The 13,292-nt window shown below is 43.1% G+C and carries 12 protein-coding genes and 1 pseudogene; 6 read left to right on the top strand and 7 right to left on the bottom strand.

Annotated features, from left to right (window positions below):
- Nucleotides 1-18 precede the first annotated feature (18 nt).
- Both fucP and BLO31_RS10800 read right to left on the bottom strand, forming a co-directional pair.
- Nucleotides 19-1,323: an L-fucose:H+ symporter permease gene (fucP, locus tag BLO31_RS10805; protein WP_070965893.1), complete on the bottom strand. Its 1,305-nt coding sequence runs from the start codon at nt 1,321-1,323 to the stop codon at nt 19-21.
- 73 nt (nt 1,324-1,396) lie between these two features.
- Nucleotides 1,397-2,098 (bottom strand): DeoR/GlpR family DNA-binding transcription regulator, encoded by a 702-nt coding sequence (locus tag BLO31_RS10800; RefSeq protein ID WP_070965890.1) that lies wholly within the window; start codon nt 2,096-2,098, stop codon nt 1,397-1,399.
- Between the two features lie 452 nt (nt 2,099-2,550).
- On the opposite strand from BLO31_RS10800, the gene BLO31_RS10795 reads away from it, so the two are divergent.
- A complete protein-coding gene (locus BLO31_RS10795) occupies nt 2,551-3,801 on the top strand; it encodes a DEAD/DEAH box helicase (RefSeq protein ID WP_070965887.1) in 1,251 nt (416 codons plus the stop codon).
- A gap of 91 nt (nt 3,802-3,892) precedes the next feature.
- Here the strand turns inward: BLO31_RS10795 and BLO31_RS10790 are convergent, their stop codons facing one another.
- From BLO31_RS10790 to BLO31_RS10775, 4 genes are all read right to left on the bottom strand, one after another.
- A complete protein-coding gene (locus BLO31_RS10790) occupies nt 3,893-4,306 on the bottom strand; it encodes a VF530 family protein (protein WP_070965884.1) in 414 nt (137 codons plus the stop codon).
- 161 nt (nt 4,307-4,467) lie between these two features.
- Nucleotides 4,468-5,487 carry a tryptophan--tRNA ligase gene (trpS, locus tag BLO31_RS10785; RefSeq protein WP_070965881.1) on the bottom strand — a complete coding sequence of 340 codons (1,020 nt, stop codon included), beginning with the start codon at nt 5,485-5,487 and terminating at the stop codon, nt 4,468-4,470.
- 258 nt (nt 5,488-5,745) lie between these two features.
- On the bottom strand, nt 5,746-6,225 hold the full coding sequence (locus tag BLO31_RS10780) for a helix-turn-helix domain-containing protein (protein ID WP_070965877.1): 480 nt from the start codon (nt 6,223-6,225) through the stop codon (nt 5,746-5,748).
- A gap of 119 nt (nt 6,226-6,344) precedes the next feature.
- Entirely contained in the window at nt 6,345-7,208 is an 864-nt protein-coding gene (locus BLO31_RS10775) for an alpha/beta fold hydrolase (RefSeq protein ID WP_070965874.1), read from the bottom strand.
- A gap of 111 nt (nt 7,209-7,319) precedes the next feature.
- Here BLO31_RS10775 and BLO31_RS10770 point away from each other — a divergent pair, with 111 nt between their 5' ends.
- The 5 genes from BLO31_RS10770 to gloA2 all read left to right on the top strand — a co-directional run bounded on the left by BLO31_RS10770 (nt 7,320) and on the right by gloA2 (nt 11,807).
- Nucleotides 7,320-8,216: a LysR family transcriptional regulator gene (locus tag BLO31_RS10770; protein WP_139158993.1), complete on the top strand. Its 897-nt coding sequence runs from the start codon at nt 7,320-7,322 to the stop codon at nt 8,214-8,216.
- Between the two features lie 141 nt (nt 8,217-8,357).
- Nucleotides 8,358-8,708, top strand: coding sequence for a hypothetical protein (locus BLO31_RS23515; RefSeq protein ID WP_070965868.1), 351 nt, complete (start codon nt 8,358-8,360; stop codon nt 8,706-8,708).
- Between the two features lie 172 nt (nt 8,709-8,880).
- Nucleotides 8,881-10,431, top strand: coding sequence for a putative bifunctional diguanylate cyclase/phosphodiesterase (locus BLO31_RS10760; protein ID WP_070965865.1), 1,551 nt, complete (start codon nt 8,881-8,883; stop codon nt 10,429-10,431).
- Complete coding sequence (locus tag BLO31_RS10755) at nt 10,428-11,369, top strand: ABC transporter substrate-binding protein (RefSeq protein WP_070965862.1); 942 nt, start codon at nt 10,428-10,430, stop codon at nt 11,367-11,369. The genes BLO31_RS10760 and BLO31_RS10755 overlap by 4 nt, the downstream gene beginning before the upstream one ends.
- A gap of 54 nt (nt 11,370-11,423) precedes the next feature.
- Nucleotides 11,424-11,807, top strand: a complete 384-nt coding sequence (gloA2, locus tag BLO31_RS10750; protein ID WP_070965859.1) for an SMU1112c/YaeR family gloxylase I-like metalloprotein — start codon at nt 11,424-11,426, stop codon at nt 11,805-11,807.
- A 28-nt stretch (nt 11,808-11,835) separates the two neighbouring features.
- Here gloA2 and BLO31_RS10745 read toward each other — a convergent pair.
- A pseudogene (locus tag BLO31_RS10745) lies at nt 11,836-13,256 on the bottom strand (PepSY-associated TM helix domain-containing protein).
- Nucleotides 13,257-13,292: the final 36 nt, after the last annotated feature.

The raw sequence follows: 13,292 nt of genomic DNA, 5'->3' as shown, positions 1-13,292 counted from the left end.
CTCTCGTAGTTGAACTCATTATTTTTCAATTTTGTAGCCTTTAAGGCCGAAATAAACTAAGTAGATAAAGCCGATGAACGGAATCACAAAGGCCGCTTGAATACCGAAGGAATCAGACAGTTGCCCCATTAACGCGGTGAGAACTGCGCCACCTAGAATTGCCATGATTAAGCAACTGCCACCAAACTTAGAGTCAGAGCCTAAATCCTGAAGGGAAAGTCCGAAAATAGTAGGGAACATCAAAGACATACAAGCAGAGATACCTATCAGTGCATAAGCACCGGCTTCGCCTCCAATGGTCATTAGCACCAACACCAATGCAGCTGCGACAAACGCTAAAGCAGCCAATAGTTTTTCAGGTGCGATGTACTTCATAAGACCAACACAAATAAATCGGAATGCACTGAACACCACAATAGAAGCAAGCAAGAAGTTTGACGCTTCAGCTTCACTTCCGCCGACTTGAGTCATCACATATCGGATAGTCCAAGACCAGCAGCAAATTTGCGCCCCAACGTAGAAGAACTGACCAATAACTCCGCGTACAAAGTGCTTTTTCTTGGCTAAACGCGCAAAGGTTGCTGAAAGAGAACTGTCGTTGTTACTCGCAATGACTTGTTCTTTCGCTTGTGGCATTTTTGTAAAGGCGATGGCTAGCCAAACAATGACAATGACAGCAGCCACCGCAAGATAGGGCATCATTACCGCGTTAAGTTCAGCGGATTGAATTGCCCCAAGCTCAGTTGCGGACATCGCTGTTCTCTCAGTGTCTGTAGCAGGATTTAGTTGGGACAAAATATAGAACTTTCCGATCAAAACACCCGTAATTGAACCCACTGGATTAAACGCTTGTGCAATATTAAGTCGGCGCGTTGCGGTTTCTTGCGGCCCCATTGCAATTATGTACGGGTTTGCGCTTGTTTCTAATATGGACAGTCCACCAGCGAGAACAAATAACGCCATTAAAAACGGCATGTATTCCATCATTTGTGCCGCGGGATAAAACAATAATGCACCAGAAGCAAACAAGCCCAACCCAAGTAAAACCCCTGCTTTATAACTAAATCGTTGAATGAAAATAGCCGCTGGTAATGCAAGGACAAAGTATGCGCCGTAAAATGCTGTTTGCACCAATCCAGATTGCATATCCGTCAGCGTAAATACTTTTCTAAACTGAGCAATAAGAACGTCTGTCATATTATTTGCTAGGCCCCATAATGCGAAGCATGAGGTCAATAATACAAAGGGGATAAGAATCGATTTCGGTATCACTCGACTACTTTCCTCGATACCTTCTCTATTGTTTACTGATATATCTGTCATTATATTTTCCTTGATGTAGGGAACCCCACTTCACGAAGTGTGATGTGAAGTTAATAGCTATTGGATATAGTTTTTAGTCTTTATTTGTAATTAAAGTATCAATTTCTTTTAATTCACATATTTTAATTAGGCTTTTTTTCTTATACTTATTTTTATCCGCCATTAAAATTGTTTGTCTAGATGATGAAATTAGTGTTTTTTTAATTTCATAATTATATTCGTTTGAATCCCAAACTCCGGTAATTTCATCAAAACCTTCACAAGATATAATACAAATATCCAAAGTCAGCTCTGATAATGTCTTTTGTGGAATTCTTCCATAAAACGCTTTATATTTTTCGGAAAAAACACCACCGAGACTAATAATGGTTACCTTTGTTTTATTTGCCAACGCTGTAATATTATTAAGAGAGTTAGTAACGACCGTACACTCTATATCTGGTAGAGACTGAGCGACCAACCAACTCGACGAACTGGCATCGAGTCCGATAACTGAACCTTCATATATATAGGGTATTACCTCATCAACTAATGATTTTTTCTCACCCACGTTGTGACCAGCTCGTTTGTTGAATGATGTACCGATATCTTCATTTTTCTTTTTTATCGCGCCGCCGTGAACGCGAATCAACTCTCCCGATTTATCAAGTTTTTTCAGATCTCGGCGTATTGTTTCTGGAGAAACCCCTAACTCTTCAGTTAGATCAACAACCGATGCCTGACCAAACTCAGAAATCACTCTCAATATATGGTTTGCTCTTGTCGCGGCCTTCATAATTTTCTCTGGGTCAGTCGTTGAATTAATAGGGAATTTGTCATTTTAAACGCGTTATTTAAGTGACTTTGATCACTCAAATTGCGGTTTGTGACTGAACATGACCGATAAGTTGGTTTTGGTCACAATTAAACGGGCAGAGGGTATATATATCGGGCACTTTTACTAATCTACTGGTTGCAGTGCGCGTGAGAATTTTCTAAAGGAAGGGAATGCAGCAGCTTTTGATAACAGCACTTGCAAAGTCCCAAACAGTTTTAGAATGAGAGCTCTCTAAGCGCTTTGCTATTTTTGAAGTGTTAGCCTATTTCACAGACGTTAGGTAAACATGAATACTGGGATCCGATGGCTATTCGTTCGACATTATTATGTTTAGATCATTTTCGCTAACATCCTTGCGGTAAATAGCATAAGATACACGGCCTTTATCAAGTACTGAGCCACATAACGCAATGACAGATCAAACACAGCTAGCGACTTTTGCTGATCTTGGCCTTGTTCCTACTCTAGTTGAACGACTAGAGGAGTTGGAATACAGCCAACCAACACCGATTCAATCTCATACTATTCCTTACGTACTTGAGGGGAGAGATATTGTTGGGGGAGCTAACACGGGTTCTGGTAAAACCGCCGCTTTTTCATTGCCTATTCTGCAAAAGATTATCAAACAAAATCAATCCAGTAGTCGTCGTGGCAATTTTGTTTCTCACCTCGTTTTAGTTCCAACTCGGGAACTGGCTTCACAGGTGGCATACAACATTAAATCCTACTCTTATCACCTAAGAGATAAGGTCAAAACGGTAGCAGTCTTTGGTGGCGTATCGGTCAACCCTCAAATGCTGGCACTTCGCGGTGGCAGTGACATTATTGTCGCAACGCCGGGCCGACTCCTCGATCTCATTTCTAGCAATGCTATCAAGCTAGAACAAGTTGAAACACTTGTTCTCGACGAAGCTGACCGCATGCTTAGTCTCGGATTTACCGAAGAACTGAATAAGATTTTGGCGTTGTTACCAAAGAAAAAGCAGACACTGCTCTTTTCTGCCACCTTCCCTGAGAAAGTCACAAGCTTAGCGCAAGACTTACTGAGCAACCCAGTTGAAATTCAACTGCAAAGTGCAGAAGCCAGCACTTTGGTACAGAGAGTATTTAGTGTCAACAAGGGTCAAAAAACCGCTGTACTAGCGCATCTTATCAAACAACACCAATGGCGACAGACCTTGATTTTTGTTAACGCCAAGAATGCCTGTAACCACTTAGCTCAAAAGCTATCTAAACGCGGTATCACTGCTGAGGTTTTTCACGGTGATAAAGGTCAAGGCGCTCGTACTCGCGTCCTAGAAGGCTTCAAGTCAGGAGAGATCCAAGTCCTTATTGCTACCGACATCGCTGCACGCGGGCTAGATATTGAAAAACTACCCGTGGTGATTAACTTTGATCTTCCGCGCAGCCCTGCTGACTATATGCACCGCATCGGACGCAGTGGTCGTGCTGGAGAAATAGGCCTAGGGTTGTCGCTTATCGATTACGATGACTACCATCATTTTAAAGTGATAGAAAAGAAAAATAAGATTCAACTTGAACGAGAGCAAGTTGAAGGTTTTGAAGTCGAAGAAGACCAAAGTGAAGCCTACTTTGCGCCAATGAAGCCACGCGCAAAGCCCGCTGGAACTGGTAAAAAGAAGAAAAAACGCAAGCAGTAGAAACTGGCCCCTGCGTTACTCGCCTCTCTCATTACTTTGAATATGCAATAGAGCCTTAGCTGATAAAACAAGGCTCTATTTTTATATCCGACTACCGACGAGAAGGACGTCCACGAGGTGAGCGCTTCTTAAAGGCAGATGCAGCTTTGGCCTGTGATTTCAAAATAGAATCAACGGTAAGCGCCATAGGCTCTTTAGGTTTCAGTCCATGGGGAAATGTGCGCGCTCTAGGAGGCAGCTCATACTCTTCCGCACTCGCACGTGGCATGCGTTTAAACCGATATAGGTAAAAGTTTTCTAACTTTTCTCTCGCCCATTGGGTTTTCTTTAAATACTTCACACTACTCGCAATCGAAGGCTTAGTGTTGAAACAGTTAAAGCGCATCGCAGTATCTAAAATATCCCAGCCATAGAAGTCCACCAACTCTTGCAACATGGTTTCTAGCTTGAGTCCGTGCAACGGGTTGTTTTGTTGCAGTTCAATTCTTTCTTCATCAGTCATCATTGTATTGGTTTCATCTATTAGAGCGGAGATTCAAGAAGTATACAGCGCAAAAATACCGTTAGCCACGGCCGAAGTGAGGGGCTTGGCGCAATTGGACGAAGCTTGCACAATTACCCTAGCCTGTCATCGCGTCTTTCTACCTGCAACCCAAAGAGGTTTACTTAAAAAATATTAAGCCCAAATACGCCTTTCACCTCTCTTAACACCCGATTGGTTTTCTCGCGTGAAACCTCACTACCGCGCTTTAATAAGTCAATTAGCTGTGCCTTATCGTCGAGGTACTCCATTCGTTTTAGTCGGATGGGTCTGAGCATCTCTTGTAGACACTCTTCTAATATCTTCTTGGTGGTTCCATCACCTAATCCACCGCGTTGATAGTGCGCTTTAAGCGATTGGACATACTCGTGGTCGGGATGAAAAGCATCGAGGTAGGTAAATACAATGTTGCCCTCTACTTTGCCCGGGTCTTCCACTTTTAAATGATTTTCGTCGGTATACATGGATTTAACCGCTTTTGAGATTTCCTTTTCTGATGCCCCCAAGTTGATCGCATTGCCCAAGGACTTTGACATTTTGCTTTTACCATCGGTACTGGGAAGCCGCGGAGCTTTGCTCAATAACGGGCTGCACTCGTTTAATACACTGCGACCAGCCAAAGAATTAATTTTTCGCACGATCTCATTAGTTTGCTCCAGCATTGGCAGTTGGTCATCCCCAACTGGCACTAACGAGGCGTTGAACCCTGTAATATCCGCCGCCTGCGAAATGGGATAAGTGAGAAATCCCGCCGGCAAGGAGCGCTCAAAACCCTTGCTTTGAATTTCGGCTTTTACTGTCGGGTTCCTTTCCAGCCGGCTAATGGTGACGAGATTGGCGTAATACATGGTGAGTTCAGCCAATGCCGGTAACTGAGATTGAAGACAGATAGTCGTTTTCTCTGGGTCTATTCCAACGGCCAAGTAATCGGCCACAACATTGAGTATGTTGGACGACACTTTTTTCGAATTATGCGCGTTATCAGTTAGCCCCTGCATATCTGCAACAAGAATGGTTTGCTCGTATTTCTGCTGTAAGTCAACTCGCTGCGCTAACGAACCGACATAGTGACCAAGGTGTAAAGGTCCGGTTGCTCTATCACCGGTTAAGATTGTTGGTTTGCAGGTCGCCGTTTGGAATTCCATTGTTATATCTCCTAGTTAAATAGTTTGCTACTGGAGATACAAAAAGAGATGACATTCTTAGGCTACCTTCCAGCAGCGTAAGAATGTAAGAATTCTGTGCCGCTCTAAAGAGAGCGCCACCAGAAAAAGAATGATGTGAAGATTGAAATTGATTTCATCACTTCAAGCTAACAGGAAAAGGCAACTATTTCCAGAGTAAATAGTTAGTTTTGACCTGATAAACAATAGCGTTAATCACCATAAATTACTCAAAAAAAGTTACTTACAGTTAGTCGGATAGAACTCGGGAGCTACACCTATATAATAAGTAAATGCATCTACTAGTTTCTTCTCATCCATATAGCCAACTCGATAAGAGATACGCTCAATAGTAAAATCACTACATTGCTTAAGTATTGTTTCAGCTTTCTTTACGCGAACCTCATCGACTAACTGCGAATCAGTTATTGAAATCGAGTTCAAAAACAGATCTCTCGTATAAGCTTTATCAACATCCAAATACTGAGATATCGATTCATCACTAAGATCATAGAAATAGTACAACCGAATAAATTTAAAAGCTCGTTTCAGTTCATTCGGCAATTCAGGATATTTTTCACCTAAGCATTGCTCAAAATACTGCTTATCATCAACGTTTGTTTTATCTGGGCATAAAGCAAACCGATAATTAATATCTTTTTGTTGAGTTGATACACAACCGAACAAGAAAACTGATAAAAGTAACACTATACGAATCACTCTTCCCCTCTCAGTTAATTGAAATAGTTAACCTACTATAATTTATCAATCTTTTAAAAGCATCTAAAATAGAGTTCAGTAATCAATCATCAAACAATAATGTATCAAGTCCTGCTTGCTTATAATCTATCAGTAACTCTTGATGCCACTGCTTGGTATTGCTCAGAGATAATCTTGATAAACTCCATCGGTTGCTCATACATTGGTGTATGCGCTGCGCCTTTCACTGTTATCAGCTTGAGTGAACTAAAAATGCCTGAAAACTCCGACCAACATGAAATGGGAGCAATACTAAAGTCATACTCACCATAGATAACCGTAACATCTAAACTACTATCAAACTGATTTACGTTGATATCGCGAAACACCTTTCCCCATAAGTGATCCAATAGCATAGTATTTGTGTTTACCCCATCCCAGAGCTTCGCCTCATCAAAACTCGGGTCCGCCCAACGCATTGGGCCTAGTCTTCGGCAGATGTGGACAAATTTTCGTTCAGGGTCATCAGCGATATCCTCTTTTAACATGGCGATGCTCTTTTCTAATAACTCGTGTCTCCCCTTTGAGGCAAAGTCACGCCAATGGGCTAACTGCTCGGCCTGCATACTCTCTGACAAACTTGGCGCTGCACCAACTAAAAAGACTTGATTGATGTTAATCTTTGTCTGAGTAGCGAAATGGAGCGCCATGTAGGCATGCCCTGAATGCCCCAAGAGACAGGTGTCTATAATCCCAAGTTCATTACAGATCATTTGGATATCATTTGAGATGGTCTGCAAACTTACCCTTGTCTCGGGTTGGTTTACTGAATGCTTTGCAAACCCGCGATGATCTAGATAAATACAGGTGAAATATTGATGTAATTGTTTGGGCACGACTTTTTTGTAGTAATCGACGCTACCTATAATCAAAAGGTTTGGCCCACTGCCACACCTTTCCACTTTGAACTGATACCCAGAATGGCGAAACACACTTTTTGTCATGTTGTTTGACTTTCCTTTTAGCTATTAAAGCACTGGCGTCACTTTACACTTCACCAAAATCCCATTAAATAGGATAAAATGGGAATCTATTACCTGTATATTGGGATTATTATGTTGGATAGAATTGATAATATATGGCTACACGCCTTTGTATGTGTTTACGAGCGCGGCAGTTTTGCTAAAGCGTCAGAGCATTTAGATGTTCCCAGCTCCAACATCAGTCGATACATTCAGCAACTAGAGTCCGAACTTGGTAGCAAGTTGTTTTATCGAACCACTCGTAAGGTATCCCCTACCAATACAGGAAACATGCTGTACCGAAATGTTAAGCAGCCTCTGTATACCCTTAATCAACACCTCAACGAAGTGTGTCAAGCACCAAGCATGCTTCAAGGAACCATTAGACTGAGTTCTCCAGATATCCCGATGATTGGAGACGTGTTGACAGACTTCGCTCTCAAACATACCAACATCCAACTACTATGTGAGCACAGCACGTCATTAGAACACGCCATCATGAATGAACCTGATGTGGTCATTAGCTTTGAAAGAGGCCCGTTAGATGGCAAAGATTGGGTGTCAAAGCCACTTTGTGAGTGGGAAAGTAGCGTATTGGCATCACCAAATTGCTTAACACGCCTTGGAACCCCTAACACTCTAGATAAGTTAAAACAGCTCCCCTGTATTTCAAGCTATAAAGCATTTGGCGGCAACCCTTGGGTATTTCGCCAGACAGGGTCAACCGAATACCAGAGTCTTAAGGTCAACTCGATTTTTAACGCTGACGGCGGATTTATAGCAAAAGCGGCAGCTGTCAAAGGTATCGGCTTTGTCGCATTACCAACCATTTTTTGCCGAGAAGAGATTCAAAAAGGAGAACTGATCGAACTGGCTTTAGATGAGCCTTTGGCACCATTAACCTTGTATGTTCACTTCCGTCCCATAAGCTATCAATCTTTCATTACCAAACAGTTGGTGGAGTTTATGCATCTGCATCTATCTCGGTAGGTCTTCTGACGATTCAGGTCGAGCTAGAGGTTAGTTTTGCTTCACCGCACAACTCCCCTTAGCCGAACGCAATCAACTACTCTAAGTCGCTCTCTTTTTGCTATACCTAGTAATAGACCCTCAATAAAGCGACATTCAAAAATGACATGGAAAGCCTTCCACACTAAAAGTGTCATGGCGAGATATACTGCTCAAGCTGCCTTTATTCTTCTGGCCTGTTCTTTAATCATGGGCAGTATACTGCTGGTACTCAATACTAAATATCAGGTCAGTAATCGGTACGATACCGCACAGCAACAACTTTCTGGGCTAAGTAATGTGCTTGCCCTCTCTTTGTACAATGTCGATCCGGTGCATACACAAACGATCGTCAATGGATTGGACGCCTATGACCTGTACAGTGACATCACTGTAAAAGATGTTACCGACATCAGCGTCGCTCACATTCACTGGTCGAGACATCAAGAACACGCGCTCTACCCTCTTGGTTAAACGAGTGGCTAGCGGGAAATACCAGAAACAAAATCAGTTCAGATATCATTTATCTAGAGCCAATTGGCGAGAGCACCAGAAAGATTTACGTCGGCAGTTTACAAGCACGATTAACACGACCGTTAGCTCTACTATGATTGTTGAAATACTGCTTTCAACTCTGGGAACAGTGATGATTGAGCTGTTTATCCTCACTCTAGTGTTTATTCGTTTGTTTAAACGGGATGTTGCGCAACCACTTCAAGAAATCGCCAGTCAAGTTGAACAAAGGTGGCCACCTGAGGATGGAAAAACCCTCACTCCCATCGACTTACCAAAAAACCACCAGTTCGATGAAATTGGTCAGTTTGTCACTGTATTTAACCGTTCATTAAAACTGACCTCTGATTACTTGAGTTTTCTTAAAGAAGACTCTGACAAAGCCTACACACTATCCAAAACCGATACCTTAACAGGGGCGCAAAACCTAAGGGGAATCAATCAAAAGCTCGATGAAGTGATCAAGAATTTGCAGAATCATTGGCTTATCGCTGTTATCGATATCGACTCTTTTTCTCAGTTCAATGATAGTTTTGGACACGACCGCGGGGATGTTGTTCTCGCCAAATTGTACTTGCACATCGAAGAGAGTATGGGGAACTCAGGTTTTATAGGTCGATTAAATGGCGGAACCTTCGTTTATATTACCTCTTCACACGAAGAAGGGTTCAGCGAACCACTTCACCGGTTGGAAAAAGTCACTTCATTAGAATTAAATGAAATGGTACTGAGCTCTACGTACACCCTGACTTGCTCTGTCGGTGTGCTTAGAGTACAACCGCATCAGTACCACGACCCGAGAAAACTATTAACCAACGCCAATGCCGCGCTGCAAAAAGCCAAAAGCAGCGGCCGTGGTTGTGTAAAGCTATTCGACCGCCAACTGGCCGATTCCAATACAGAGCGGCAAGCCATTCGCATCCAACTGTTAGATGTGATCAAAAATCAATCTTTTGAACTTGTATATCAACCCAAAATAGATATGAGAGATTATCAGGTCGTTGGCTGTGAGGTGTTACTACGCTTACCTGATTTACCGAACAAAGCCCCTTTCCAGTTGATAGAAATGGCAGAAAAAACAGGTCTAATTGTCCAGCTAGGTAGTTTGATATTAAACAAGGCGATTACCGAACTAGAGAGTATTAGCTCTCTTTTACCGCGCAACTTCAAAATCAGTATCAACGCCTCACCAAAGCAACTGAGTTCGTCTGCTTTTCAAGATGCATTTATCGACATTATGAAAAATAGCTCGTTGAAAATGAGCCAATTGGACATTGAAATTACCGAAGTGACATCACTTCAGGAAAAGCCCGAAACCTACGAAAACTTTCGCTGGTTGAGCAAACAAGGTTGTTCTTTAACCCTTGACGACTTCGGCACCGGATTTTCTACCATGGAGTACCTGATCAAAACTGGCTTCGACCAGATGAAGCTCGACCAAAGTTTTGTGAGATCTCTACCCCACGATGAGAAGTCGGTTAAAGTCATTTGCGGCATCCTGTACTTGGCGGACCTATTTAATTTGAGCATTGTGGCAGAAGGGGTAGAAACGGAAGAACAAGAAGCTTGGTTGTTGAGTAAAAAAGTCCATATAGCTCAAGGGTTCTTATACGCTAAAGGAATTAATATTAAAGCGTTTAAGAACTTATTAGAAAACAAAAACAGTATTAGGAATACAGTATGATTCGAGGTGCTTTACTCGCTCTCATTGCATCATTCTCCCTTTCAGCCAGCGACAAAGTGGTTTTGCTAGAACTTGACTGGGCCAGCCAACGGGTACTTACTCATGCTTTACACCAGCTTTTCCAAACCGCCGGAGTAGAAAGCGAAATTCTAACGGCCCCTTCAAACGGTCAGTGGTTTTATCTCACCAGTGGCGCTGCCGACGTTCAAGTTGAAATTTGGCAGGGCACAATGGAACACAAGTTCTCTCAGCTTGTTGAGGCAGGTAAGTTGGAGCAGGCGACAGTGCACAACGCCACTACGCGAGAAGATTGGTGGTATCCTGAATACGTAGAGACACTCTGTCCCGGATTACCTGATTGGAAAGCACTCAGATACTGTGCCGCGATATTTGCCGATGGTGGCACAAAGGGAATTTACTATTCTGGACCTTGGGAAAAGCCTGACATGGCAAGAATTCGAGCTCTCAAGTTGCCTTTTCGGGTAGAAACTTTATCCAGTGGCGATGAAATCAACCAGATGCTCATTAATGCCATTAATAACAAAGCGCCAATTCTCATCTTCAATTGGAGTCCCAACTGGGTAGAAGAAACTTACGCCGGTAAATTTGTCGAGTTTCCCCCTTATGAGCAAGCGTGTGAATCCAACTCGTTATGGGGGATCAACCCCTCTTTGCCTTGGGATTGCGGCAACCCTTCTGGCGGTTGGCTCAAAGTGGCTAAATCCACTCACTTAAACAAAAAATCTCAGTGTGCTGCCGATATTACCAGCGCATTTAGCCTATCTAACCAAGAGATCGCTTACGCGGCTTATCTGCTCGATGTTCAGCAATACTCCCTTCCCTATGCCGCGCAAAAGTGGTTAGAAAAATATCAATCGAAAATATCTGGATGGATAAAACATTCAAGTTGTGAACTTACAACAGACAGAAACTCATAGGGTGTTAAACTGGATCAGAAATGACAACTTTACTTCTAGGTCGCTAATTTCCCAATGTTTAATCGTATTCATCACGTCGCAATCATCTGCTCAGACTACCCAATATCCAAGCGTTTCTATCATCAGGTATTAGGCTTATCCATCTTAGGTGAGCACTACCGAGAAGAGCGAAAATCCTACAAGTTGGATCTCGCATTACCAGATGGCGGACAAATAGAGTTGTTTAGTTTTGAAGGCGCACCAGCCCGACCAAGCTACCCCGAAGCTCAGGGACTGAGGCATCTCGCCTTCGAAGTCGATGATATTGAAAGAGCCATCACGTATCTCGCTAAGCACAATGTTATGTGCGAACCAATACGAATGGATGAATTTACTGGAAAAACCTTTACCTTTTTCAGTGACCCTGATGGCCTTCCCCTAGAGCTTTATCAAAAATAGAAGAGCCAGCGAATGCTGGCTCTATTTTTTATCTCAGTGCGAGCTTTAATCGCTCTACTCGATTGAAAAGCAACCAATCCAGCACTAGGGCAAGAACAATTGAAGCACCTGCCATTGGAAACGCAAGACTTATCGCAACTAGGGTAAATAACCCAGTTTTCCATATCCCAGCAGATTCGAATCTCGGCGGTACACCCAGTACGTTTTTGCCCTTAGGCCTGCGCATCCACCACATCACAACGCCAGTTATTGATACCAAGATAAACGCCAGACAAAAGATAACATTCGCTATTTTGTTTACAAGGCTCAGGTCGCCTTGGTGCAATGAGGTTCCCGCCGCCATAAACTTGGCAAACGTACTGTAGTCTTCCCAAGTTACGTCAATCAGTTTTTGGCCTGAGTATTGGTCAATATGGGTAGTTCGATCGTCTCGCGGGTCGTGATATCACCGGCCATTGTGTTCGCCGCTATAGTATAGACACCTGTCTCACTGGTAGGGAAAAACACTTTAAAGTAGCCATACCCCAGTTGTTTAGCTGTAGCTACCACGTGGTCAATATCTACGGCTTGTTCGGACATCATATGGTGCTCACCATGCCCCATGCTTGAATGATCGTGTGATTCTGGGACTTCGGCTAGCTCAAGATTCCACGGCAGCTCTTTCTCCGCACCGTGATTTAAGTGCGCATGAGTCATGTTAGATTCTGGCTTTTCCCCCCAAGTATAGAAATTTGGAAAAGTATTCCATGGCTGAACTAACTTCGCCCCCCAAACACCTGCCCAAGCTAAGCCCGAAATTAAGAAAAACAGCAGAACTAAAGAGAGTGTACCGCCGAGGTTAGTATGGAGATCTCGCATCAGTATTCTTGTACCGCTCCGCCGGCGAAGCTTTAGAAAACCAGCTTTCGAGGCGTTGTCTCGCGGCAACCACAAGTAAATGCCACTGACTAACAGCAGGATTGCCAAGCTCGCAGAGATCTCAATAAGGTAATCTCCCCACTTCCCGATAAGCAGTGTGCCATGAATATCTACCATAAGGCCGTAAATACTATTGCCTCGATCAAAGGTTCCCAATACCTCTGCCGTGTAAGGGTTAACCGTGGCAACCAGCGACTCTCCACCTTCAGAGCGTATGCTAAACCTTGAAGCGAGTTCTTCACTCTTACTAGGTGCGTATTGGGTAATCTGATAATCCGGAAAGGCCTTTTTCACCGCTTGGAGTTGTAGCGACGCAGGCTGCATTTGATGCTGTGGTTCAACCACTAAGATTTCTTGATAACGAGCCTGTTCAATTTCATCATCGAACAGCATGACCAAACCTGTCACGCACAACATCAGCATAAAAGGGATGACGTAAAGACCGGCATAAAAATGCCATCGCCAAGTCATAAAATAGAGGGATTTTGCGCGTTGCTTAGAGCTTTGTTCGATCTTTTTCTGATCGCTCATCATTACTTTTTCCTTTCTTATACGCGTCAAAACCTC

The sequence above is a fragment of the Vibrio sonorensis genome, from assembly GCF_001854765.1.
GTDB classification, from domain to species: Bacteria; Pseudomonadota; Gammaproteobacteria; order Enterobacterales; family Vibrionaceae; genus Vibrio; species Vibrio sonorensis.
The sequence above is the reverse complement of the archived record's forward strand: the minus strand, read 5'-3'. Positions and strand labels throughout refer to the sequence as shown.

Excerpts from the sequence above, each read along its gene's own strand:
- BLO31_RS10770 (WP_139158993.1), top strand. The coding sequence starts at position 7,320 with ATGTTGGATAGAATTGATAATATATGGCTACACGCCTTTGTATGTGTT.
- BLO31_RS10790 (WP_070965884.1), bottom strand. The coding sequence starts at position 4,306 with ATGATGACTGATGAAGAAAGAATTGAACTGCAACAAAACAACCCGTTG.
- BLO31_RS10760 (WP_070965865.1), top strand. The coding sequence starts at position 8,881 with ATGATTGAGCTGTTTATCCTCACTCTAGTGTTTATTCGTTTGTTTAAA.
- BLO31_RS23515 (WP_070965868.1), top strand. The coding sequence starts at position 8,358 with ATGACATGGAAAGCCTTCCACACTAAAAGTGTCATGGCGAGATATACT.
- BLO31_RS10795 (WP_070965887.1), top strand. The coding sequence starts at position 2,551 with ATGACAGATCAAACACAGCTAGCGACTTTTGCTGATCTTGGCCTTGTT.
- BLO31_RS10755 (WP_070965862.1), top strand. The coding sequence starts at position 10,428 with ATGATTCGAGGTGCTTTACTCGCTCTCATTGCATCATTCTCCCTTTCA.
- gloA2 (WP_070965859.1), top strand. The coding sequence starts at position 11,424 with ATGTTTAATCGTATTCATCACGTCGCAATCATCTGCTCAGACTACCCA.
- BLO31_RS10800 (WP_070965890.1), bottom strand. The coding sequence starts at position 2,098 with ATGAAGGCCGCGACAAGAGCAAACCATATATTGAGAGTGATTTCTGAG.
- fucP (WP_070965893.1), bottom strand. The coding sequence starts at position 1,323 with ATGACAGATATATCAGTAAACAATAGAGAAGGTATCGAGGAAAGTAGT.
- BLO31_RS10775 (WP_070965874.1), bottom strand. The coding sequence starts at position 7,208 with ATGACAAAAAGTGTGTTTCGCCATTCTGGGTATCAGTTCAAAGTGGAA.
- trpS (WP_070965881.1), bottom strand. The coding sequence starts at position 5,487 with ATGGAATTCCAAACGGCGACCTGCAAACCAACAATCTTAACCGGTGAT.